Origin of the sequence: Streptomyces sp. P1-3 (genome assembly GCF_050613155.1) — a bacterium.
Lineage (GTDB): Bacteria > Actinomycetota > Actinomycetes > Streptomycetales > Streptomycetaceae > Streptomyces.
On the sequence record NZ_CP192512.1, the window covers coordinates 1,107,166 to 1,130,184 of the forward strand.

Annotated in this window: 19 protein-coding genes; 2 read left to right on the top strand and 17 right to left on the bottom strand. The window is 71.5% G+C overall.

Annotated elements, in window-relative coordinates; all coding sequences use genetic code 11:
* Positions 1 to 51: 51 nt before the first annotated feature.
* From ACQUSR_RS04685 to pgsA, 15 genes are all read right to left on the bottom strand, one after another.
* Complete coding sequence (locus ACQUSR_RS04685; protein ID WP_431041254.1) at positions 52 to 2,592, bottom strand: RelA/SpoT family protein; 2,541 nt, start codon at positions 2,590 to 2,592, stop codon at positions 52 to 54.
* A gap of 155 nt (positions 2,593 to 2,747) precedes the next feature.
* Positions 2,748 to 3,302, bottom strand: coding sequence for an adenine phosphoribosyltransferase (locus ACQUSR_RS04690; protein WP_431041255.1), 555 nt, complete (start codon positions 3,300 to 3,302; stop codon positions 2,748 to 2,750).
* Positions 3,299 to 4,459, bottom strand: a complete 1,161-nt coding sequence (gene secF / locus ACQUSR_RS04695) for a protein translocase subunit SecF (protein WP_431041256.1) — start codon at positions 4,457 to 4,459, stop codon at positions 3,299 to 3,301. The genes ACQUSR_RS04690 and secF overlap by 4 nt, the downstream gene beginning before the upstream one ends.
* 1 nt (position 4,460) lies before the next feature.
* Positions 4,461 to 6,197: a protein translocase subunit SecD gene (gene secD / locus ACQUSR_RS04700; RefSeq protein WP_431041257.1), complete on the bottom strand. Its 1,737-nt coding sequence runs from the start codon at positions 6,195 to 6,197 to the stop codon at positions 4,461 to 4,463.
* Between the two features lie 187 nt (positions 6,198 to 6,384).
* Positions 6,385 to 6,873, bottom strand: coding sequence for a preprotein translocase subunit YajC (yajC, locus tag ACQUSR_RS04705; RefSeq protein ID WP_431041258.1), 489 nt, complete (start codon positions 6,871 to 6,873; stop codon positions 6,385 to 6,387).
* Between the two features lie 177 nt (positions 6,874 to 7,050).
* Positions 7,051 to 8,142, bottom strand: coding sequence for a Holliday junction branch migration DNA helicase RuvB (gene ruvB / locus ACQUSR_RS04710; RefSeq protein ID WP_431041259.1), 1,092 nt, complete (start codon positions 8,140 to 8,142; stop codon positions 7,051 to 7,053).
* Between the two features lie 61 nt (positions 8,143 to 8,203).
* Positions 8,204 to 8,830, bottom strand: coding sequence for a Holliday junction branch migration protein RuvA (gene ruvA, locus ACQUSR_RS04715; protein ID WP_431041260.1), 627 nt, complete (start codon positions 8,828 to 8,830; stop codon positions 8,204 to 8,206).
* Positions 8,827 to 9,399, bottom strand: coding sequence for a crossover junction endodeoxyribonuclease RuvC (ruvC, locus tag ACQUSR_RS04720; protein WP_431041261.1), 573 nt, complete (start codon positions 9,397 to 9,399; stop codon positions 8,827 to 8,829). The genes ruvA and ruvC overlap by 4 nt, the downstream gene beginning before the upstream one ends.
* A 115-nt stretch (positions 9,400 to 9,514) precedes the next feature.
* The gene (locus ACQUSR_RS04725; protein WP_431041262.1) at positions 9,515 to 10,264 is read right to left on the bottom strand and encodes a YebC/PmpR family DNA-binding transcriptional regulator; all 750 of its coding nucleotides are present in this window, start codon (positions 10,262 to 10,264) and stop codon (positions 9,515 to 9,517) included.
* A gap of 62 nt (positions 10,265 to 10,326) precedes the next feature.
* Positions 10,327 to 10,917, bottom strand: coding sequence for a pyridoxal 5'-phosphate synthase glutaminase subunit PdxT (gene pdxT, locus ACQUSR_RS04730; protein WP_431041263.1), 591 nt, complete (start codon positions 10,915 to 10,917; stop codon positions 10,327 to 10,329).
* Between the two features lie 134 nt (positions 10,918 to 11,051).
* Positions 11,052 to 11,975, bottom strand: coding sequence for a pyridoxal 5'-phosphate synthase lyase subunit PdxS (pdxS, locus tag ACQUSR_RS04735; protein ID WP_144382433.1), 924 nt, complete (start codon positions 11,973 to 11,975; stop codon positions 11,052 to 11,054).
* A gap of 209 nt (positions 11,976 to 12,184) precedes the next feature.
* Positions 12,185 to 12,724 carry a hypothetical protein gene (locus ACQUSR_RS04740; RefSeq protein WP_431041264.1) on the bottom strand — a complete coding sequence of 180 codons (540 nt, stop codon included), beginning with the start codon at positions 12,722 to 12,724 and terminating at the stop codon, positions 12,185 to 12,187.
* A gap of 458 nt (positions 12,725 to 13,182) precedes the next feature.
* On the bottom strand, positions 13,183 to 14,343 hold the full coding sequence (locus ACQUSR_RS04745; RefSeq protein WP_431041265.1) for a glycosyltransferase family 4 protein: 1,161 nt from the start codon (positions 14,341 to 14,343) through the stop codon (positions 13,183 to 13,185).
* The gene (locus ACQUSR_RS04750) at positions 14,340 to 15,446 is read right to left on the bottom strand and encodes a phosphatidylinositol mannoside acyltransferase (RefSeq protein WP_431041266.1); all 1,107 of its coding nucleotides are present in this window, start codon (positions 15,444 to 15,446) and stop codon (positions 14,340 to 14,342) included. Before ACQUSR_RS04750 ends, ACQUSR_RS04745 begins: the two co-directional genes overlap by 4 nt.
* A complete protein-coding gene (gene pgsA, locus ACQUSR_RS04755) occupies positions 15,443 to 16,120 on the bottom strand; it encodes a phosphatidylinositol phosphate synthase (RefSeq protein ID WP_431041267.1) in 678 nt (225 codons plus the stop codon). The genes ACQUSR_RS04750 and pgsA overlap by 4 nt, the downstream gene beginning before the upstream one ends.
* 234 nt (positions 16,121 to 16,354) lie before the next feature.
* Here pgsA and ACQUSR_RS04760 point away from each other — a divergent pair, with 234 nt between their 5' ends.
* Both ACQUSR_RS04760 and ACQUSR_RS04765 read left to right on the top strand, forming a co-directional pair.
* Complete coding sequence (locus tag ACQUSR_RS04760; protein WP_431041268.1) at positions 16,355 to 18,508, top strand: elongation factor G-like protein EF-G2; 2,154 nt, start codon at positions 16,355 to 16,357, stop codon at positions 18,506 to 18,508.
* Positions 18,509 to 18,632: 124 nt separating this feature from the next.
* Positions 18,633 to 20,282 carry a hypothetical protein gene (locus ACQUSR_RS04765; RefSeq protein WP_431047381.1) on the top strand — a complete coding sequence of 550 codons (1,650 nt, stop codon included), beginning with the start codon at positions 18,633 to 18,635 and terminating at the stop codon, positions 20,280 to 20,282.
* Between the two features lie 33 nt (positions 20,283 to 20,315).
* Here ACQUSR_RS04765 and ACQUSR_RS04770 read toward each other — a convergent pair whose 3' ends face one another.
* Together ACQUSR_RS04770 and thrS are read right to left on the bottom strand one after the other, a co-directional pair.
* Entirely contained in the window at positions 20,316 to 20,876 is a 561-nt protein-coding gene (locus ACQUSR_RS04770; RefSeq protein WP_431047383.1) for an HIT family protein, read from the bottom strand.
* A gap of 135 nt (positions 20,877 to 21,011) precedes the next feature.
* Positions 21,012 to 22,991 carry a threonine--tRNA ligase gene (gene thrS / locus ACQUSR_RS04775; RefSeq protein ID WP_431041269.1) on the bottom strand — a complete coding sequence of 660 codons (1,980 nt, stop codon included), beginning with the start codon at positions 22,989 to 22,991 and terminating at the stop codon, positions 21,012 to 21,014.
* Positions 22,992 to 23,019 lie beyond the last annotated feature (28 nt).

The window sequence follows — 23,019 nt, forward strand, 5'->3', positions numbered from 1 at the left end:
GTATGAGGAAGCGGCCCCGGCGCATCGCGCCGGGGCCGCTTCCTCATGGGGTCAGCGCTGGCGTGCCGAAGTCACCCGGTAGACGTCGTACACGCCCTCCACGCCCCGGACGGCCTTCAGCACGTGGCCCAGGTGCTTGGGGTCGCCCATCTCGAAGGTGAAGCGCGAGGTGGCGACCCGGTCGCGGGAGGTCTGTACGGCGGCGGACAGGATGTTCACGTGCTGGTCGGACAGGACGCGGGTGACGTCCGACAGGAGCCGGGACCGGTCCAGCGCCTCGACCTGTATGGCGACCAGGAAGACCGAGGACTGGGTGGGTGCCCACTCGACGTCGAGGATGCGCTCCGGCTGCTGGGACAGCGAGTCGACGTTGACGCAGTCGGCGCGGTGGACGGAGACGCCGCTGCCGCGCGTGACGAAGCCGATGATGGGGTCGCCGGGGACCGGCGTACAGCACCGGGCCAGCTTCACCCACACGTCCTCGACGCCCTTGACCACGACGCCCGGGTCGGCGGTGGCGCGGCGCTTGGTGCGGCGGATGGGCGGGGCCGTCTCGGCGATGTCCTCGTTGGCGGCCTCCTCGCCGCCCAGGGCCTGCACCAGCTTGCTGACCACGCTCTGCGCGGAGACATGGCCCTCGCCGATCGCCGCGTACAGCGAGGAGATGTCGGGGTAGCGCATCTCGTGGGCGAGGGTGACCAGCGAGTCGCCGGTGAGGATCCGCTGGATCGGCAGGTTCTGCTTGCGCATGGCGCGGACGATGGCGTCCTTGCCCTGCTCGATGGCCTCGTCGCGGCGCTCCTTGGAGAACCACGCGCGGATCTTGTTGCGGGCGCGCGGGGACTTGACGAAACCCAGCCAGTCGCGGGACGGCCCGGCGCCGGGCGCCTTGGAGGTGAAGACCTCCACCAGGTCGCCGTTGTCGAGGGTCGACTCCAGCGGGACCAGCCGCCCGTTGACCCGCGCTCCTATGGTGCGGTGGCCGACCTCGGTGTGGACCGCGTACGCGAAGTCGACCGGGGTGGCGCCGGCCGGGAGCGCGATGACGTCTCCCTTGGGTGTGAAGACGAAGACCTCGTTGCGGGAGAGGTCGAAGCGCAGGGACTCCAGGAACTCGCCGGGGTCCTCGGTCTCCTTCTGCCAGTCCAGGAGCTGGCGCAGCCACGCCATGTCGTTGACGGTGTCTTTTCCGGCGCCCTTGCCGGTGTGGCGCGGTACGTCGGTGCGCACCTTGGAGGCGCCGGCGACGGCCTCCTGCTTGTACTTCCAGTGGGCGGCGATGCCGTACTCGGCGCGCCGGTGCATGTCGAAGGTGCGGATCTGGAGCTCGACCGGCTTGCCGCTGGGCCCTATGACCGTCGTGTGCAGCGACTGGTACATGTTGAACTTGGGCATGGCGATGTAGTCCTTGAACCGCCCCGGGACCGGGTTCCATCGCGCGTGGATGGTGCCCAGTGCCGCGTAGCAGTCGCGGACGGTGTCGACCAGGACCCGGATGCCGACCAGGTCGTAGATCTCGGCGAAGTCGCGGCCCCGCACGATCATCTTCTGGTAGACGGAGTAGTAGTGCTTGGGGCGTCCGGTGACGGTCGCCTTGATGCGGGCGGCGCGCAGGTCGGCCTGGACCTGGTCGGTGACGACGGCCAGATACTCGTCGCGCTTGGGCGCCCGCTCGGCGACCAGCCGCACGATCTCGTCGTACATCTTGGGGTAGAGGATCGCGAAGGCGAGGTCCTCCAGCTCCCACTTGATCGTGTTCATGCCCAGCCGGTGGGCCAGCGGGGCGTAGATCTCCAGCGTCTCGCGGGCCTTCTTCTCCTGCTTCTCCCGCTTGAGGTAGCGCATGGTGCGCATGTTGTGCAGGCGGTCGGCGAGCTTGATGACCAGGACACGCGGGTCCTTGGCCATGGCGACGACCATCTTGCGGACGGTCTCGGCCTGGGCGGCCTCGCCGAACTTGACCTTGTCCAGCTTGGTGACGCCGTCGACGAGCAGGGCGACCTGGTCGCCGAAGTCGCGGCGCAGGGTGTCGAGGCCGTACTCGGTGTCCTCGACCGTGTCGTGCAGCAGGCCCGCCATCAGGGTGGCCGGATCCATGCCCAGCTCGGCGAGGATGGTGGTCACCGCGAGCGGGTGGGTGATGTACGGGTCGCCGCTCTTGCGCTTCTGGCCGCGGTGCCAGCGCTCGGCGACCTCGTAGGCGCGCTCGATCTGGCGCAGAGTGGCGGCGTCGGCCTTGGGGTCGTTGCTCCGTACGATCCGCAGCAGCGGCTCCAGGACCGGGTTGTACGGGCTGGAGCGCTGCACGCCCAGGCGGGCGAGGCGGGCGCGGACCCGGTTGGAGGAGCCGGAGCGCGGGGCCGGGCCCTGGGCCGGGCGGGCGGGAGCCGCCGGCGAGGGGGCGGCCGGTGCCGGGCTCTTGGTGGTCGCGGGACTCTTGGCCGCCGACGTGACCGGTCCGGCCGACGGCTGGGCCTTGGACCGCGCCTCCGCCCCACCGCCGGTCTTGGGCAGCTCCCGGGCCGCCGCGGTGTCGGCGGCGGTCGGCTCGTCCGGGTGCGCGGCGGTCAGCGGCTGGGCCTCGTCTGGCAAGAGCACTCCTCAAGCGGGGACCGGACCACAGGGGTCGGGATGCCATGGTATCGATCCCGCCACGGAGGTGACCGCGCGGCCGCCGTGCGCCCCGGCGTGCCGGAGGGCGGGACCCGATGGTGCCCGGGTTCCCGCCCTCGTACGGTCCATGCCGCTCAGACCGTGATCAGCGCATCCAGCGGCGCGTTCTTCAGCTCGGGCTCCAGTCGGCGGCGGCCGTCGAGGAAGCCGAGCTCCAGCAGTACGGCCAATCCGGCGACCTCGCCGCCCGCCCGCCGGATGAGCTGGAGCGAAGCCTCCGCGGTGCCGCCGGTGGCGAGCACGTCGTCGATCACCAGAACGCGGTCGCCGGGGGCGAGGGCGTCGGCGTGCATCTCGATCTCCGCGGAGCCGTACTCCAGCTCGTAGGACTGGCCGAGCGTGGCACCGGGCAGCTTGCCCGCCTTGCGTACGGGTACGAAGCCCACCCCCGCCCGGACCGCGACCGGCGCGGCCAGGATGAAGCCGCGCGCCTCCAGCCCGACGACCTTGTCCGCGCGGTGCCGTACGCACAGGTCCGCCAGCGCGTCGGTGAGCGCGCCGAACGCCTGGGCGTCGGCGAGCAGCGGGGTGATGTCCTTGAACATCACGCCCGGCTTCGGGTAGTCGGGGACGTCGTGGATGCGGCTGAGGAGCAGTCCGCGCAGCTCGTCGCTGCCCGCGGCGCTCATCGGCGCTTCCCCGACGGGCGGCCGCGGCCGCGGTTGCGGGAGGCGGGCTGCTGGCGCCGGCCGGTGGCTCCGGCGGACGCGGCCATGCCGTCGTCCTCGGGGTCGTCGTCCCGGTCGTCGCCCGCGTTCGCGTCCTCGTCCGCGGCGGAGGCGTCCCCCGGGTCGCCCGCGGACTCCGCCTTGGCGGCAGCGGAGGCGCGCTTGGCGCGCACCCGCTTGGCCAGGGCCTTCATCTCCGGGTCGCGCTCCTTGAAGTCGGCGACCAGCGGGGTGGCGATGAAGATCGAGGAGTACGCGCCGGCGGCGAGGCCGACGAACAGGGCCAGCGAGATGTCGTTGAGCATCCCCGCGCCGAGCAGGCCGCCGCCGATGAACAGCAGTGCGCCGACCGGGAGGAGTGCCACGACGGTGGTGTTGATGGAGCGCACCAGGGTCGAGTTGAGGCTCCGGTTGGCGATCTCGCTGTACGTGTAGCGGGACTGCTTGGTGAGGTCCTTCGACGCTTCCTTCAGGCCGTCGAAGACGACGACGGTGTCGTAGAGGGAGTAGCCGAGGATGGTGAGCAGACCGATCACGGTGCCCGGGGTGACCTCGAAGCCGACGAGCGCGTAGACGCCGACGGTGATGGTGAGGTCGTGGATCAGCGCGATCAGCGCGGCCAACGCCATCCGCCACTCGAAGGCCATGGCGAGGTAGATCACCACCAGGACCATGAAGATCGCCAGGCCCTTCCAGGCCTTGCTGGCGATCTCCTCGCCCCAGCTGGGGCCGACCAGCTGGGTGTCGACCTTGCCGACCGGGACGCCGAGCTTGTCGGCGATCTTCTCCTGGACCGGCACGGCCTCCTTGGTGTCCAGGTCACTGATCTGGATGCGGAGCTTGCCGCTGCCGAGCTTCTGGACGACGGCGGTGTGGCCGCCGGCGGCCGACTCCGCGGTCTCCTTGGCCTCCGAGACGGACATGCTGGTCTTGGGCGTGTTGAAGACCGCGCCGCCGGAGAACTCGATGCCCATGTTGAGGCCGCGCACCGCCAGGCCGACGATGGCCGTGATGGTGATGAGGATCGAGATGCCGTACCAGATCTTCCGCTTGCCGACGAAGTCGTAGCCGACCTCGCCTCGGTACAGCCTGGCGCCGAGAGTTCCGAGTCGCGACATCTCAGGCCTCCTTCGGGTCGGCGGGGGCGGCGGGGGTGCGGCGGCGGCGCAGCGGGGGCTTGGCGCCGAGACGCGTGGGGTCGAGACCGGACCACGGGTGGCCGCTGGCGAAGAACTTCTTCCGCGCCAGGATCGTCATCAGCGGCTTGGTGAAGAAGAACACCACGACGACGTCGAGCAGGGTGGTCAGGCCGAGCGTGAAGGCGAAGCCCTGCACCTTGCCGACGGTGACGACGAAGAGCACCGCGGCGGCGAGGAAGGACACGAAGTCCGAGACCAGGATGGTGCGCCGGGCGCGCGGCCAGCCGCGTTCGACGGCGGGACGCAGGGTCCGGCCCTCGCGGATCTCGTCGCGGATGCGCTCGAAGTAGACGATGAAGGAGTCCGCGGTGATGCCGATGGCGACGATGGCACCGCAGACGGCGGGCAGGTTCAGCGCGAAGCCGATACCGGGCCCGAGCAGCGTCATGATCACGTAGGTCAGGATCGCGGAGACCCCGAGGCTCGCGAGGGCCACCAGGGACAGGCCGCGGTAGTACACGAGGAGGTAGATGACGACCAGCGCGAGGCCGATCGCGCCGGCGATCAGACCGGCCCTGAGCTGCTCGCTGCCGAGTGCCGCGGAGACCGTCTGCTCGTCGACGATGTCGAAGGAGAGCGGCAGGGCGCCGTAGGACAGCACGTTGGCGAGGCTGTCGGCCGAGGACTGGGTGAAGTCGCCGTTGATGACGGCCCTGCCGCCGCGGATCGGGGTGCTCACGCTCGGGGCGGAGAACACCTCGCCGTCGAGGACGATGCCGAACTGGTTCTGCCCCTCGGGCTTCTTGGAGAGCTCCTCGGTGATGTCGCCGAAGCGCTTCCCGCCCTTGCCGGTGAACTCGAGCTGGACGTGCCAGCCGCTCTGCTGGGGGTCGAAGGCCCCCTTTGCCTCGGAGACCTCGGTGCCCGGCAGCTGGACGGGGCCGAGCAGGTACTTCATGCCCTTGTCGCCGCAGGCGGCGATGGTCGCGTCCTCCTTGGCGCCCACGGCCTTCTCAGCGGCCGCGGCGCGCGCCTTGGGGGTGCGGCAGTCCAGGGCGGCGAACTGCTTGGCCGGGTCGTCCTCGGCCGGCTTCTCGGAGCCGGGCTTCTTGGCGTCCGGCTTCTCGGTGGCCTTGGGCTTGGGGGTCTCGTCGGCCTTGAGGGCGTCGGTGACGGGGCGGCCCTGGGTGGTGGCGGTGGGGCTCGGCGTGCCGGACGGCTTGGTCTTGTCGCCCTGGTCGGCCTGCTTGTCCTTCTCCTGGCCCTGGTCCTTCTTACCCGTGTCGCCCGGCTCCGGGGTCGGGGTGCCGGGAGCGCTGGTGATCACCGACCGGAAGAACAGCTGAGCGGTGGTGCCGACCTGCTGGCGGGCCTGCTTCGCGTCCGTCCCCTTGGGGATGTTCACGATGATGTGCTTGTCGCCCTGGGTCTGGACCTCGGACTCGGAGACACCCAGCCCGTTGACCCGCCGGTCGATGACGTTGACGGCGGTGTTCAGATTCTTCGAGTTGATCGCGTTGGGCTTGCCCGGCTGGTTCTTGGCCTGCAGTGTGAAACTGGTGCCGCCCGCGAGGTCGATGCCCAATCGCGGCGTGGTTTCACCGGAGGCGAACATCCCCGCGGTGAGCGCCACGATGGCGATCAGGATCAAGACCAGGGTGCGCCCGGGCCGGCCCTGGGCCCCGGGGGACCTGCGGCCCTTCTTCGGTGCTGCCACCTTCTCGTATCTCCCTGTCCAACCGCCCCGGCATCGGGTGTGCGCCGGGCGGCCACGAATGTTGTGGGGACGAGCCCCCGCCGGAGCCTAGACCGTCACGGAACCGCGACGCTCCCCCTGGGCCCGGGGGCCCGTGAGGACCCCACCAAGATCACCAGGGTGGAGCGACGCGGCTCCGTAAAGGGTCTTACTTCGTGCCGCTGTCGCCCTTGCCGTCCGCCGCGCGGTCGGCCTTGTCGTCGTCCGACTTGGTCAGGTCGGTCTTCGCCACGTCGACCTTCTCGACGTCCGTCTTCTCGCTCTCGTCCTGGACGGAGCCGTCGGCGTCGGCCTCGGTCAGCGAGGAGGCGTCGTCGGGGACGACCGGGGCGTCGGCGTCCACCGGCTCCGGCTCGATGCCGTGCACGATGAAGTTGTACTCGGAGTCCTCCAGGACAGCACCCACCGCGTTCTTGGCGAAGATCGCGTGCACGCCGGGAGCGACCTCGAGGAGGATCGTGTCGTCGTGCACCTCCTTGACCGTGGCGTACATGCCGCCGATCGTCCGCACGCCGGAGCCCGGCTGGATCGAGTCGCGCATCTGCACGGCCTGGCGCTGCTTGTTCTTGGCCGACCGCGTCATCAGGAACATGGCCCCGATGAGCACGATGAACGGCAGGAGAGTCACGATATTCACGGGACGGAATTTCCTTCGCACGACCGCGGGGGGAACGCGGCCTGGTCTACGGGGGTGGGTATGCCGCCCGCTACGGACGGCATCGGCGGAGTCTAAGCGAGCCCGCGCCTAAGGAACAACGCCCAGCATGGCACCAGGGTTCCTGACCGGACCAGTCTCCGCGCCGCCACGTCCCGGTCACGCTTCGAACAAGCCTGTCTGCCCGGCCCCGCCCGCACCCTGCCGGGGCGGGGCGATGCCGAGGTGGGCCCAGGCCGCGGGGGTGGCCACCCGGCCGCGCGGCGTACGGGCCAGCAGACCTTCGCGGACCAGGAAGGGCTCCGCGACCTCCTCCACCGTCTCGCGCTCCTCCCCCACCGCGACGGCGAGGGTGGACAGGCCCACCGGGCCGCCGCCGAAGAGGGTGAGCAGGGCGGTCAGCACCCCGCGGTCCAGCCGGTCCAGGCCGCGGGCGTCCACGTCGTACACCTCCAGGGCGCGGCCGGCGATCTCGGCGGTGATCAGGCCGTCCGCCTTGACCTGGGCGTAGTCCCGGACCCGGCGCAGCAGCCGGTTGGCGATCCGCGGCGTGCCCCGGGACCGGCCGGCGATCTCGGCGGCTCCCTCGGGATCCAGCTGTACGTCGAGCAGGTGGGCGGAGCGGTGGAGGACGCGCTCCAGCTCGGCCGGGGCGTAGAACTCCATGTGGCCGGTGAAGCCGAAGCGGTCGCGCAGCGGCGGTGGCAGCAGCCCGGCCCGGGTGGTGGCGCCGACGAGGGTGAAGGGCGGCAGTTCGAGCGGGATCGCGGTGGCACCGGGGCCCTTACCGACGATGACGTCGACGCGGAAGTCCTCCATGGCCATGTACAGCATCTCCTCGGCGGGCCGGGACATGCGGTGGATCTCGTCGAGGAAGAGCACCTCGCCCTCGGTGAGCGAGGACAGGATCGCGGCGAGGTCGCCGGCGTGCTGGATGGCGGGCCCGGAGGTGATGCGGATCGGGGCGCCCATCTCGGCCGCGATGATCATGGAGAGGGTGGTCTTGCCGAGGCCCGGGGCGCCGGAGAGCAGCACGTGGTCCGCGGTGCCGCCGCGCTGCCGCGCCGCCTTCAGGACGAGGTCGAGCTGCTCGCGGACACGCTCCTGGCCGACGAACTCGCCGAGGTCCTTCGGGCGCAGCGCGGCCTCGATGGCCTGCTCCTCGCCGTCGGCGACCGCGCCGACGAGCCGGTCGCCTGCGGCGGGCAGGCCGGTCGCGGGGGCGGGTACGGGCTCGTCATCCCAGTTCACGGGTGAAACCTCACGGTTCGTTGCGGGGCGGGGCGATGCGGGTGCGGTTGGCTGCTTCTGCTCATCGGGCCCGGTTCAGGGTCTGGAGGGCGGCGCGCAGCAGCTGGGGGATCTGCGGCTGCCCGCCGGCGGCGATGGCGGCCTCGGCCTGGGGCGCGACGGTGGCGACGGCCTCCTCAGCCTCCCGCGCGGCGTATCCGAGGCCGACCAGGGCGGCGCTGAGCTGCTCGCGCCAGTCGGGGGCACGGTGGCCGGGCGCGGCGGCGGGCGCCGCCGCCTGACCGGTCGGCGCGCCGAGCCGGTCCTTGAGCTCCAGCAGCAGCCGCTGGGCGCCCTTCTTGCCGATGCCGGGGACGGCGGTGAGCGCCTTCTCGTCGCCGGTGGCGACCGCGACGCGCAGCGCATCGGGGCTGTGTACGGCGAGCATGGCCTGGGCGAGCCGGGGTCCCACGCCGCTGGCGGTCTGGAGCAGCTCGAAGACCTGCCGCTCGTCGTCGTCGGCGAAGCCGTACAGCGTCAGGGAGTCCTCGCGGACGACGAGGGAGGTGGCGAGCCGGGCGGGTTCGCCGAGCCGCAGCGTGGACAGGGTGCCCGGGCTGCACTGCACCGCCATGCCCACGCCGCCGACCTCGATGACAGCGGTGTCGGGCGCGAGTGCGGCCACCGGGCCGCTGACGAAGGCGATCATGTGGTGCCTCTCTGGGGTCCCCCGGGCAGCGGGCCGGGGGCGGGTCGTGACGTCGTGGCGCGGTGCGCGGCGACGGCCCGCTGGAGCCGGTCGGTCGCCGGGGCGCGCCAGATGTGGCAGATGGCGAGCGCGAGGGCGTCGGCGGCGTCGGCCGGCTTGGGCGGCGCGTCCAGCCGCAGCAGCCGGGTGACCATGGCGCCGACCTGCGCCTTGTCGGCGCGCCCCGAACCGGTGACGGCGGCCTTGACCTCGCTGGGGGTGTGCAGGGCGACGGGCAGCCCGCGGCGCGCGGCGCAGAGCATGGCCACCGCGCTGGCCTGGGCGGTGCCCATCACGGTCCGCACGTTGTGCTGGCTGAACACCCGCTCCACGGCGACGAGTTCGGGGCGGTGGGCGTCCAACCACTCCTCTATGCCGCGCTCGATGAGGACCAGGCGGTCGGGGGTGTCCGCGTCCGCGGGGGTCCGTACGACGCCGACGCCGCGCATGTGCAGTGGGCGGCCGGCGGCGCCCTCGACCACGCCGATGCCGCACCGGGTCAGCCCCGGGTCCACACCCAGCACGCGCATCGCACGCCCCCCTTCCCGCGCCACCTCGGACATCAGTCCCCGACAGTAGCGGCCGCCACTGACAACGCGAGGGCCGACGGGACGTGTGTCCCGCCGGCCCCTGGTTCGCCCGGTGTCAGCCGACCTTCTCCATGATGTCGTCCGAGACGTCGAAGTTGGCGAAGACGTTCTGCACGTCGTCGCTGTCCTCCAGCGCGTCGATCAGCTTGAAGATCTTGCGCGCGCCCTCCTCGTCCAGCTCCACCTGCATGGTGGGCAGGAAGTTGGCGTCGGCCGAGTCGTAGTCGATGCCGGCGTCCTGGAGGGCGGTGCGGACCGCGACCAGGTCGGTGGCCTCGCACACGACCTCGAAGGACTCGCCGAGGTCGTTGACCTCCTCGGCGCCCGCGTCGAGGACCGCGCCGAGCACGTCGTCCTCGGAGAGCTCACCCTTGGGGACGATGACGACGCCCTTGCGGTTGAACAGGTACGACACCGAGCCCGGGTCGGCCATCGAGCCGCCGTTGCGGGTCATGGCGACGCGGACGTCGGAGGCGGCGCGGTTGCGGTTGTCGGTCAGGCACTCGATGAGCACCGCGACGCCGTTCGGGCCGTAGCCCTCGTACATGATCGTCTGGTAGTCGGCGCCGCCCGCCTCGAGACCGGCACCGCGCTTGACCGCGGAGTCGATGTTCTTGTTCGGGACCGACTGCTTCTTCGCCTTCTGGACGGCGTCGTAGAGCGTCGGGTTGCCGTCCAGGTCGGCGCCGCCCATGCGGGCCGCGACCTCGATGTTCTTGATGAGCTTCGCGAAGAGCTTGCCGCGCTTGGCATCGATCACGGCCTTCTTGTGCTTCGTCGTAGCCCATTTAGAGTGGCCGGACATCCGCCTGTCTCCTTCGCGTTACCCACTTCGATACGAACGTCTGCGATCCTACCGGGATCTGCTCAACGGGCTGCGCGCACCATGTCCACGAAGAGTGCGTGCACGCGGTGGTCGCCGGTCAGCTCGGGGTGGAAGGACGTGGCGAGGACGTTGCCCTGGCGAACCGCGACGGTGTGTCCGTCGTACCTGGCGAGCACCTCGACCTCGCCGCCCACCGACTCCACCCACGGTGCGCGGATGAACACGCCTTCCACGGGGCCGCCGTCGATGCCGGCGACGTCGATCGCGGCCTCGAAGGACTCGTTCTGGCGGCCGAAGGCGTTCCGCCGCACGATCATGTCGACGCCGCCGAGGGTCTCCTGGTCCTCGCGGCCGTCCAGGATCTTGTCGGCGACCATGATCATGCCGGCGCAGGTGCCGTAGACCGGCAGGCCGTCCCGTATCCGCGCACGCAGCGGTTCCAGTACGCCGAAGATCACGGCGAGCTTGGACATGGTGGTGGACTCGCCGCCGGGGATCACCAGGCCGTCGATCTCGGCGAGCTCCTCGGGGCGGCGGACCGGGCGGGCCAGCGCGTCGGCCGCGGCGAGCGCGACGAGGTGCTCGCGGACGTCGCCCTGGAGGGCGAGGACTCCGATGGTGGGAGTGGACACGGGAGTGGAACCTCTCGAACGGATCAGTGCTGTGGCGGCGCGGGGCCGGGACAGCGGTGGACGGCCCGCGGCCGGAGCCGGGGCCGTTCCCGCGCAGGGGTGCCGGCGCGGCCCGAGCCGCGCCGGCGGAGGGCTTACCAGCCGCGCTTGGCGTAGCGCTCGGCCTCGGGGAGGGTGTCGCAGTTGATGCCCACCATGGCCTCGCCGAGGTTCCGGGACGCGTCCGCGATGATCTTGGGGTCGTCGTAGAAGGTGGTGGCCTTCACGATCGCGGCGGCGCGCTTGGCCGGGTCGCCGGACTTGAAGATGCCGGAGCCGACGAAGACGCCCTCGGCGCCGAGCTGGCGCATCAGAGCGGCGTCGGCGGGGGTGGCGACGCCGCCCGCGGAGAAGAGCACGACCGGGAGCTTGCCGAGCTCGGCGACCTCCTTGACGAGCTCGTACGGGGCGCGCAGCTCCTTGGCGGCGGCGTACAGCTCGTGGTTGTCGAATCCGCGCAGCTTGGCGATCTCGTTCTTGATCTGGCGCAGGTGGCGGACGGCCTCGACGACGTTGCCGGTGCCGGCCTCGCCCTTGGAACGGATCATGGCCGCGCCCTCGGCGATCCGGCGCAGGGCCTCGCCCAGGTTGGTGGCGCCGCAGACGAACGGCGTGGTGAACGCCCACTTGTCGCTGTGGTTGACCTCGTCGGCCGGGGTGAGCACCTCGGACTCGTCGATGTAGTCGACGCCGAGGGACTGGAGCACCTGGGCCTCGACGAAGTGGCCGATCCGGGACTTGGCCATGACCGGGATGGAGACGGCGTTGATGATGCCCTCGATCATGTCCGGGTCGGACATCCGGGCGACGCCGCCGTCCTTGCGGATGTCGGCGGGCACGCGCTCCAGGGCCATGACGGCGACGGCGCCGGCGTCCTCGGCTATCTTGGCCTGCTCCGGGGTGACGACGTCCATGATCACGCCGCCCTTGAGCTGCTCGGCCATGCCGCGCTTCACCCGCGCGGTGCCGGTGGCGGGAGCCTCGTCGGGGCGGGGCGTGCTGGGAAGCGTGCTGGACACGGTTGACCTCACTTGGTGATGAAAGACGCGACAGGCCCGGAAGACCCGGTACCGGCGTGCCGGATACGGGCCAGTTCACGGGCGCGACTGCTACCCGACAGACAAAACCGGCCGACGGGGTCCGGCGGCAAGGGCCAATCCGAGGCCAGTGGATTGCCGGGCGGTCCGGAAGCGGGGACGAACACCAGGCCAGTGGGGTGGTACGGCGCTCAGGCCGCCCGTTCCACCAGGGTCGCCGGGGGCTCATCGTCCATCTCGAAAGCCAGCGGGAACGGCGCGTGCCCCGCGAGCCGGAACAGCCGCACCGTGCGGTGCCGGCGCAGCGCGCGCGCCGAGCGGACCGCGTCGTTGTGGAACCGCCGCGCCATCGGCACCCGCCGTACGGCCTCGGCCAGCTCGCCCAGCGTCGCCTCGCCGCCCGGTGCCTCCTGTACGGCCTCCACCTGCGCCGGCTCCCCGAACACGACCCGCAGCGTCTGACTCAGCTCGCTCTCGGCGACCTCGCGGTGCTCCTCCTCGGCCTGCCGGGCGGCGTGCGCGGACTGGTAGAGCACGATCGAGGCGGCCGGGTCCAGCACGCCCGCGGTGGCCAGCTCCTGGGCGACCGAGGCGCGCCGCAGCAGCTGGGCGTCCAGCGCCGCCCGGGCCGCGTCCAGGCGGCTGTGCAGGCGGTCGAGGCGTCCGGCGGTCCAGCTCAGGTACACGGCGACGAGGACGAGGAGGACCACGATCCAGATCAGAGTGCTCACGGCGCGCCACGGTACCGCCCCCAGCCGGGCCTCCCCCAGACCTCGTCCGGGCCCCCAAGGTGCCCCCGGCGACGGTCGTCACCCGGACGGCCTACCGCGCCCCCGACGCGTGCCTTGGGCCTCTCCCCAGCCCCGCCCCTTCCCGAAACCGGGGCTCCGCCCCGGACCCCGGTCCTCAAACTCCCCCAAACTTCGTCCGGGGGACCCCCAACGGGCTAGATGGGGGTGGGGGCCTCGCCCCCGGACCCCGTCTCGGGGCTCCGCCCCGCACCTCTTTCGGGGGCTACGCAACCTGCCCCCGGAGGGGGACACGGCCCCGGGGTGAGTCGCCCACCGGCCGGAGGGGGCGCTTCGGCGCGGCACACGCCGGCCTCCCGGGCCCGCGGGCCCGCGCATCCCGGCGCGGCGTACCGTCCCGGAACCGGAACCTGTACCGCCCGCGCCGGACGCGCACCGGCTCAGTCCCTGGCCAGTCCCAGCCGCGCCCGCAAGCCCGTGCGCTCGTCCGCCGCCACCGACGCCGCGCCCGCTGTCACCGTCTCGTACACCGCCAGGATGTCCGCCCCGACCGTGGACCAGTCGAAGCGGCGTACGTGCCTGCGGGCCCGGTCGCTCAGTCCGGCGCGGCGGGCCGGGTCGCCCAGGAGCCGGACCACCGACGCGGCCAGCGCCTCCGCGTCCTCGTTGGCGAAGAGTTCGCCCGCCTCTCCCCCGGCCAGGACCTGGCCGAACGCGTCGAGGTCGCTGGCGAGCACCGGTGCGCCCGCCGACATGGCCTCGACCAGGATGATGCCGAAGCTCTCCCCGCCCGTGTTCGGCGCGACGTACACATCCACACTGCGCAGCAGCCGCGCCTTGTCCTCGTCGCTGACCATGCCGAGGAACTCGACCCGGTCCCGCATCTGAGGCGGCAGGCCCGCCACCGCCTCCTTCTCGTCGCCGCGCCCGGCGACCAGCAGCCGGGTCTCCGGCCGCTCCGCCAGGATGCGCGGCAGCGCGCGCATCAGCACCGGCAGCCCCTTGCGGGGCTCGTCGATCCGGCCGATGAACCCGAGCGTGCCGCCCTGCCACTCCTTCCTGGGCTCGGCCCGCGCGAAGAAGTCGACGTCCACGCCGTTGGGGATCACCACGGCGTCGCCGCCCAGGTGCTCGACGAGGGTGCGTCGCGCGTACTCGCTGACCGCGATCCGGGCGCTGATCTTCTCCAGCGCCGGCTGGAGGATCGGATACGCGGCGATCATGGCGCGGGAGCGGGGATTCGAGGTGTGGAAGGTGGCCACGATGGGCCCCTGCGCCGCCCAGCAGGACAGCAGGCCGAGCGAGGGCGAGGCGGGTTCGTGGATGTGGATGACGTCGAAGGCGCCCTCGTGCAGCCAGCGCCGGACCCGCGCGGCGGACAGGAAGCCGAAGTTCAGCCGCGCGACCGAGCCGTTGTACGGCACGGGCACGGCGCGTCCGGCGGAGACCACGTACGGCGGCAGCGGTGTCCCGTCGTCCGCCGGGGCGAGCACGGACACCTCGTGGCCGCCTCGGATCAGGTGGTCGGCCAGGTCGCGGATGTGGAACTGGACGCCGCCGGGGACGTCCCACGAGTACGGGCAGACGATCCCGATCCTCACGGCTTCTCCGTTCCGGAGCTGTCGTCGCGCGGCCCGGTCGCCGCGCGGCCGGCCCCTCCCCCGGACCCGGAGCGGCCGGACCCGGAGCGGTCGGACCCGGGCACCGAGCCGTCGGACCCGGCCGCCGAGCGGTCCGGCTGTGCGTGCAGCCCGTTCCCCGGCCCGCTGTCGTCGCCGTTCCCCGGCCCGTCGTCCTCGCCGTTCCCCAGGCCCGCCGCCGGGTCAAGGTCCGCCAGCCACAACCGCTGGAGCATGTGCCAGTCCTCCGGATGCGCGGCGATCCCGGCCGCGAAGGCGTCGGCCAGTTCCTGCGTCACGGCAGCCGCCTGCTCGGCCCGGGTGCCGGTCGCGGGTACCTCGATCGGCGGATGCACCCGTCCCCGCATCACCGGGGAGTCGTCGTACCAGAGCGTGACCGGAAGCAGCAGCGCCCCGGTCTGGGCGGCGAGCCGGGCCGGTCCCGCCGGCATCTTGGCCGTCTCACCGAAGAACTCCACCTCGACGCCCGACGCCGACAGGTCGCGGTCGGCGACCAGGCACACCAGGCCCCCGGCGCGCAGCCGCCGGGCGAGCGTCCCGAAGGCGCTGCCACCGGTGTGCGGCAGCACCTCCATGCCGAGCCCCTCCCGGTAGGCCACGAACCGGTCGTACAGCGTCTCCGGCTTGAGCCGCTCGGCGACGGTGGTGAAGGGCACGCCGAGCTTGGTGGTGACCCAGGCCCCCGCCAGGTCGTAGTTGGCCATGTGCGGCAGCGCCAGGATGACGCCGCGCCCGCTGGCCAGGCCGTCCACGAGATGGTGCGCGTCGGCGCAGTCGAAGCCGCTCTTCACGCGCTCCTTGCTCCACGCCGGGAGCCGGAAGGACTCCATCCAGTACCGCATGTACGAGCGCATGCCCGCGCGCGACAGCTGGGCGAGGCGCCGCGGTGAGGCATCGGGGACCACGCGCGCCAGGTTGGCCTCCAGGCGCAGCACGCCCTTGCCCCGCCGCTTCCATGCCTGGTCGGCGATGCGCCGGCCGAGCCCGACGGCCACCGGTTCGGGGAGCTTCTTGACCGTGCCCCAGCCGAGTCCGTACAGCGCGTCGGTCAGCCGTTCCCTCACCGCGGGTCGCCTCCCGGGGTCGCCGCGGCCGTTTGCGCGTCCGCCGCGTCCGCCTCGGCCGACTCCCTGCGGACGGTGACCATCCGCTGGACGAGCGTGACGAAGCTGCCGCCGGCGACGATCCACAGCGCGATCGGCAGCAGGATGTCGATGTGCGGGACCCCGAACTTGTGCAGCCCCGCGAAACCGGCCGCCACCAGCGAGATCACCAGCCGCTCGGCGCGCTCCACCAGCCCGTTCACGTTCACCGGCAGGCCGATGCTCTCGCCGCGCGCCTTGGTGTACGACACCACCTGGCCGCTGGCCAGGCAGAAGATGGCGACCGCGCAGAGCGCGTTGTCGTCCCCGCCGCCCGCGTACCACAGCGCGAGCCCACCGAAGATCGCGCCGTCCGCGACCCGGTCGAGGGTGGAGTCCAGGAAGGCGCCCCAGCGGCTGGAGCGGCCCAGCTGCCGCGCCATGTTCCCGTCCACCAGGTCCGAGAAGACGAACAAGGTGATGGTGACCGTCCCCCAGAAGAACTCGCCCTGGGGGAAGAAGACCAGCGCACCCGCGATCACACCACCGGTCCCGGCGAGGGTCACCGCGTCAGGGCTGACCCCGAGGCGGATGAGCAGGGCGGCGAACGGTGTGAGAACACGCGTGAAGAACGCACGCGCGTACTTGTTCAGCATGGCCTTCCCAGAGGGTCGATACGGGCCGAGCGGTCAAGAGACCACCGGCTGGCCCATCGTAGTCACGCGTCCGGCGGCCGGAGTGAACGCATCACGATACGCCCGGGTGTGCGACGTATGGACGGCTGGTGACCGCGGTGGAAAGCTCGAAGTACCGCAGGTGTCGACCGGGAGGCGAGACACATGGGCGTCAGGACGAGGACCTATACGAACCCAGGGGCCGCCGGCAGGGCTATGACGGCCGACCAGCCCGGCTCCGTAAGGAACGTGGTGCTGGTCGGCCACAGTGGATCCGGCAAGACCACACTGGTGGAGGCGCTGGCCCTGGCCACGGGCGCGGTGAACCGCGCGGGCCGGGTCGAGGACGGCGGCTCGCTCTCCGACTACGACGAGATCGAGCACCGGCAGCAGCGCTCCGTGCAGCTGTCCCTGGTCCCCGTCGAATGGGCCGGGATCAAGATCAATCTACTGGACACCCCCGGATACGCCGACTTCGTCGGTGAACTGAGGGCCGGTCTGCGAGCAGCGGACGCGGCCCTCTTCGTCGTCTCGGCGGCGGACGGGGTGGACGGCGCGACCCGCATGGTGTGGGAGGAGTGCGCGGCCGTCGGAATGCCCCGCGCCCTGGTGATCACCCACCTGGAGTCGGCGCGGGCCGGCTTCGAGGAGATGGTCCAGACGTGCCAGGCGGCGTTCGGCGGCGACGACCCCGACGCCGTACTGCCGCTGTACCTGCCGCTGCGCGGCACGGCGGGCGCGGACGGGCACGCTCCCGTCACCGGGCTGATCGGCCTGCTGACCGAGCGGATCTTCGACTACGCGTCCGGCGAACGGAAGGAGACCGCACCGGCCGAAGAGCTTCTGCCGCGGATCGCCGAGGCCCGGAACCGGCTCATCGAGGGGATCATCGCCGAGAGCGAGGACGAGACCCTCATGGACCGCTATCTGGGCGGCGCCGAGATCGACATGAAGACCCTGGTCGAGGACCTGGAGAAGGCCGTCGCGCGCGGCACCTTCCACCCGGTGCTGGCCGCCGCGCCCGCCGCCGAAGGGGCCCGGCACGGACTGGGCACGATCGAGCTGCTGGAACTGGTCACCGGCGGCTTCCCCACCCCGATGGAGCGCGAGGCCCCCGCGGTCACCACCCCCGAGGGCACCCGGCGCCCGGCGCTGACCTGCGATCCCGACGGCCCGCTGGCCGCCGAGGTGGTCAAGACCTCCTCCGATCCGTATGTCGGCCGGATCTCGCTGGTGCGGGTCTTCTCCGGGACCCTGCGCCCGGACGAGACGGTGCACGTGTCCGGGCACGGCCTGGAGGACCGTGGTCATGAGGACCACGATGTGGACGAGCGGGTGGGCGCCCTGTCCGCGCCGTTCGGCAAACAGCAGCGCACCCTGGCCCAGGCCATCGCCGGGGACCTGGCCTGTGTCGCCAAGCTCAACCACGCCGAGACCGGCGACACCCTGTCCGCGAAGGACGAGCCGCTGCTGATGGCGCCGTGGGAGATGCCCGACCCACTGCTGCCGGTGGCCATCCAGGCGCACAGCAAGCCGGACGAGGACAAGCTCTCCCAGGGCCTGGCCCGGCTGGTGGCCGAGGACCCGACGATGCGGCTGGAGCAGAACCAGGACACCCACCAGGTGGTGCTGTGGTGCCTGGGCGAGGCGCACCGGGACGTGGCACTGGAGCGGCTGCGCACCCGGTACGGCGTCCAGGTCGACACCGTCCCGCACAAGGTGTCGCTGCGCGAGACGTTCGGCGCCCCGGCGCCCGGCCGCGGACGGCACGTGAAACAGTCCGGCGGCCACGGCCAGTACGCCATCTGCGAGATCCTGGTGGAGCCGCTGCCCGGCGGCTCGGGCATCGAGTTCGTGGACAAGGTGGTGGGCGGCGCGGTGCCGCGGCAGTTCATCCCGTCCGTGGAGAAGGGCGTCCGGGCCCAGGCGGCCCGCGGCGTCGCCGCCGGATACCCGCTGGTCGACGTGCGCGTCACGCTGCTCGACGGCAAGGCGCACTCGGTGGACTCCTCGGACGCCGCGTTCCAGACCGCGGGCGCGCTCGCCCTGCGGGAGGCCGCCGCCGAGGTCCCGATCCACCTGCTGGAGCCGGTCGCCGAGGTGCGGGTGCTGGTCTCCGACGAGTACGTGGGCCCGGTGATGAGCGATCTGTCGGGGCGGCGCGGCCGTGTCCTGGGCACCGAGCAGTCCGGCGGCGGCCTCACGCTGATCCGCGCCGAGGTCCCGGAGATCGAGATCGGGCGGTACGCGATCGACCTGCGCTCGCTGTCGCACGGCACCGGGCGGTTCAGCCGCGACTACGCCCGGCATGAGCCGATGCCCCCTCAACTGGCGGAACGTATCCGGGAACAGGCCACCGCCGCGGCCTGATCGCGCCGCCGCCCGCCCAACTCCCCTTGGGCGGGCGGCTTCTGCGACGCCCCGGCGACAGGTGGCGCCCTCGGTGGATACCCTGATACCGCAGCTCAAGCAGCATGCGGTATTGGGGGCGTTGGTGACGGACGGATACGACTTCAGTCCCGGGGCACAGGTCCCGCTCACGGGGGCGGCGGGACAGACCGCGGCGACGCAGGCCCTCGCGTCAGCGGCCTATCGCGACAGCCCGGTGGCCAAACTGCTGGACGCGAACTCCGACTGGACGGTGTCGGAGGTCAAAGCACCCCGGATATCCCTCTTCGAGCCCAATCTGGGTGAGGCGTTCGCGCGAGCGGTGCAGCTGCGGATGCTGGGCGGTGGACGCAAGCAACTGATCCAGTCCTTCGGCACCGAACCGCAGACGGTCGTGGAGCACTGCCTGGCGGCCAACCGCATCCGCAGGCAGCGCGACGCCCGCCTGACGGCGCTGATGGTCGTCTTCGGACTCCTCTTCCTGCCCGGTGTGCTGCTGTGGCTGGGCGCCTTCCAGCTGCGCCGCACGATCGCCGGGTCGCAGGACAAGCGGGTCGGCGCGGTGGGCACGCTGGTGCTGGTCGCCCTGGCGGCCGCCGTCGTCTTCTTCATGATCAAGATGCCGGTCGGCGGGCCGCTGGGCTGGTATCTGCGCGCGGTCCCGGTGGCCCCGGTGATCGGCTGGTGGCTGGCGAAGCGGATCAGCGAGCACACGGCGGAGGATCTGCGGGACCGCTGGACGGGCCTGCTCTCCGGCGGCGGCGTCGGCGCCAAGATCCCCGAGGCCGTGCCGAGCGCGCCGGGCGGCGCCGCCGAGCAGCTCCGCAAGGGCCTGGAGAAGCTCACCGCCGAGCAGTACAGCAACGTCGTCTTCTACGCGGGCGGCAAGGGCATACTCGGCATGGGCACCCGCTGGGGCAGCTGGCACATGGCCGAGGACCTGGTGCCGGCCGAAGAGGGCAAGGAGATCAACCCCTTCCGCAGCTGGGACGTGATCAAGTCCATCCACGACCAGCTGCGGCTGCTGGAGCGCGGCTCGCTGCACACCGGCGGCTTCACCCCGCCCTCGGTGCGGCACTGGGTGGTCTCCCCCGTCGGCGAGGGCGCCAAGGAGGTGGCGCGCGGCGGCACCACCGAGGAGGAGGGCTACCAGATAAAGGGCGTCGAGCTCCAGCGGATCTGCGACCAGCAGCAGTTCGGCGCCGGCGACCGGCACTACCTGGGCGTGCAGTTCGTGCTGTGGGACGGCCAGTTGGTGATCACCATGCTGGTCACGGTGACGTACCTGCACAACACGCTGCGGATCGAGGTCACCGGGCACGCGCTGGGCCCGGTGCACCCGCTGTTCACCACCAAGCCCACCGCGCCGTCCAAGACGGTCAGCAAGACGGTCAAGTTCTGGGAGACCAAGGAGGTCCCGCTGCCGCTGGTGGACGCCAAGGAGGTGGTACGGCTCGCCGCGCGCGCCCCCCTCACCTGGTACCCGCCGCTGCTGGACTACCTGGGCGGCAAGCTCACCCTGCCCGAGCCGTTCGGGCTGCGGCACGCCTGGGCGGACAAGCCGTGGCGCCACCGCTTCATGGCCGACGACGCGCTGCGCGCCGCCACCCCCGTCCTGCGCGTGGTCCACGAGGCGGCGATCCGAGTGCTCAAGGACAACGGCGTGGACACCGAGAAGTTCGGCCAGCGGGCGACGTTCCTCAGCGGCGCCGTCCAGGCCCCGGTGCCGTCGAAGGCCGACGAGTACATGGCGTAATGGCCGGTGGCGGGCGCCCGGCAGGGGCGCCCGCTACCCCAGCGGCCAGGCGTCGGCGAGCATCCGCCGGGTGTCGGCGAGCAGCTGCGGCAGCACCTTGGTGTGGCCGACGACCGGCATGAAGTTGGTGTCGCCGCCCCAGCGCGGCACCACGTGCTGGTGCAGATGCGCGGCGATCCCGGCGCCGGCCGCGGCGCCCTGGTTCATGCCGATGTTGAAACCGTGCGCGCCGGAGGCGGTACGGAGGGCGACCATTGCCGCTTTGGTGAACTCCGCCAGCTCGACGGTCTCGCGGCTGTCCAGCTCGGTGTAGTCGGCGACGTGGCGGAACGGGACGAGCATCAAGTGTCCGCCGTTGTAGGGGTAGAGATTGAGTACGGCGTAGACGTGCGATCCGCGCGCGACGATCAGCCCGTCCTCGTCGGACTTCTCCGGAATGGTGCAGAACGGGCATCCGTCATCGGCCCCCGGCCCGGTCGGCTTGTTCTCGCCTTGGATGTAGGCCATCCGGTGGGGCGTCCACAGGCGCTGGAAGGCGTCCTGGGTACCGACTCCGATCTGCTGCTCCGGCTCACTCGTCATGCGGGCCAGCATATGGCGTGGCGGCATGGAAACGGGCCCCGGGTCAGCGCCCCGGGGCCCGAACCCCCGCATGTGCGGGGACCACGCCATGAGCTGGCCGCCGTTGTACGGCTACAGCGGATCACCCCCGCTCATGCGGGGAAGGCATCACACCTGGATCCGGCGCTCCACCACATCAACGATCTCGGCGATCGCCTGGTCACGCGGAATGCCGTTCTTCTGCGAGCCGTCGCGGTAGCGGAAGCTGACCGCACCGTTGGCCACGTCCTCGTCACCGGCGATGACCATGAACGGAATCTTCTGCTTCTGCGCGTTGCGGATCTTCTTCTGCATGCGGTCGGAGGACGCGTCAACCTCCATGCGCAGCCCCTTGGCCTTCGCCTGGGCCGCGAACTCCCGCAGGTACGGGACATGGCCGTCGCCGATCGGGATGCCGACCGCCTGGACCGGAGCCAGCCACGCCGGGAAGGCGCCCGCGTAGTGCTCCAGCAGCACCGCGAAGAACCGCTCGATGCTGCCGAACAGCGCGCGGTGGATCATGACCGGCCGCTGCCGGGAGCCGTCCGCCGCCGTGTACTCGAGGTTGAAGCGCTTCGGCTGCTGGAAGTCCACCTGGAGCGTCGACATCTGCCAGGTGCGGCCGATGGCGTCCTTGGCCTGCACGGAGATCTTCGGACCGTAGTAGGCCGCGCCGCCCGGGTCCATGACCAGCTCCAGGCCCTGCTTCTCCGCGGCCTGGCGCAGCGTCTCGGTGGCCTCCGCCCACTCCTCGGGCTCACCGATGAACTTCTCGGACTCGTCGCGGGTAGAGAGCTCCAGGTAGAAGTCGCTGAGGCCGTAGTCGCGGAGCAGGTTCAGGACGAAGGTGAGCAGGTTGTCCAGCTCGTCCGCCATCTGCTCCTTGGTGCAGTAGATGTGCGAGTCGTCCTGGGTGAAGCCGCGGGCGCGGGTCAGGCCGTGGACCACGCCGGACTTCTCGTAGCGGTAGACCGTGCCGAACTCGAAGAGCCTCAAGGGCAATTCTCGGTACGAACGCCCGCGTGCCCTGAAGATCAGGTTGTGCATCGGGCAGTTCATGGCCTTGAGGTAGTAGTCCTGCCCCTCGAACTCCATGGGCGGGAACATCGACTCGGCGTAGTGCGGCAGGTGCCCCGAGGTCTCGAAGAGGTTGGCCTTCGTGATGTGCGGGGTGTTGACGAACTCGTAGTCCGACTCCTCGTGCCGCTTGCGCGAGTAGTCCTCCATGACCCGGCGGATCACACCGCCCTTGGGGTGGAACACGGCCAGGCCCGAGCCCAGCTCCTCCGGGATAGAGAACAGGTCCAGCTCGTTGCCGAGCTTGCGGTGGTCGCGCTTCTCGGCCTCCGCCAGGAACTCCAGGTGCGCCTTGAGCTCGTCCTTGGACGGCCAGGCGGTGCCGTAGATGCGCTGGAGCATCGGGTTCTTCTCGCTGCCGCGCCAGTACGCGCCGGCGCTGCGCATCAGCTTGAAGGCCGGGATGACGCGGGTGCTGGGCAGGTGCGGACCGCGGCACAGGTCCTTCCAGCACAGCTCGCCGGTCTTGGCGTCCAGGTTGTCGTAGATGGTCAGCTCGCCCGCGCCGACCTCGGCGGAGGCGCCCTCGGCGGCGTCGGCGGCCGAGCCCTTGAGCCCGATCAGCTCCAGCTTGTACGGCTCGTCGGCCAGCTCCTCGCGCGCGGCCTCGTCGGTCACCGCGCGGCGGGCGAACTTCTGCCCGCGCTTCTGGATCTCCTGCATCTTCTTCTCGATGCGCTTGAGATCGTCCGGGTGGAACGGGTTCTCGACGTCGAAGTCGTAGTAGAAGCCGTCGCGGATCGGCGGGCCGATGCCCAGCTTCGCCTCCGGGAACAGCTCCTGCACGGCCTGCGCGAGCACGTGCGCGGTGGAGTGGCGCAGGATGTCCAGGCCGTCCGGGCTGGAGATCTCGACCGGCTCCACCTCGTCGCCGTCGGCGAGCGCGTACGCCAGGTCCTTGAGCTGCCCGGCCACGCGCGCGGCGACGATGGCACGGTCCCCGTCGAAGAGGTCCGCCGCCGTCGTGCCCGTGGTCACCACGCGCTCTTCCCGCTCGGAATCGCGTTGGATGATCACACGGACGTCTGACACCGGTCTCTCCTGACTCATGGATGCGTCG